At 48.3% G+C, this 557-nt stretch carries 1 pseudogene; it reads right to left on the reverse strand.

The window, feature by feature from the left end:
• Positions 1 to 557: pseudogene (locus tag A3766_RS10000) on the reverse strand (phosphoribosylformylglycinamidine synthase); the annotation flags it as partial.

The raw sequence follows: 557 nt of genomic DNA on the forward strand, positions 1-557 counted from the left end.
AGCGGTCTATAACCTCCTGGCAACGACGTTCCATTTCAGGGTTTTCACGCTGTACAGAAGCAAAATCCAAGTCCTCATGACTAGCACCTGAATCCATCGAAGAGGCTGCACCGCCGCCAAGGCCGATCAGCATGGCCGGGCCACCCAATACAATTAGCTTTGCACCAACATCGATGTCACCTTTCAGTACATGGGACTCTTTAATATTTCCCATACCACCAGCAATCATAATAGGCTTGTGGTAACCCTTGATTTCCTGACCATTCGGGCCAGCAACTTCTTCTTCAAAGGTTCTAAAGTAGCCACACAAGTTCGGTCGACCAAACTCATTATTGAAGGCAGCACCACCTAGAGGACCGTCAAGCATGATGTTATAGGCAGAAGTCATTCGGTCAGGCTTGCCAAAATCTGTTTCCCATGGCTGTTCGAAACCAGGAATTCTTAGGTTCGATACCGTAAAACCTGTCAGACCAGCTTTAGGTTTTGCGCCTTTACCTGTAGCACCTTCATCACGAATCTCACCACCTGAACCTGTCGAGGCACCAGAGAATGGAGAA

The sequence above is a fragment of the Oleiphilus sp. HI0132 genome, from assembly GCF_001635845.1.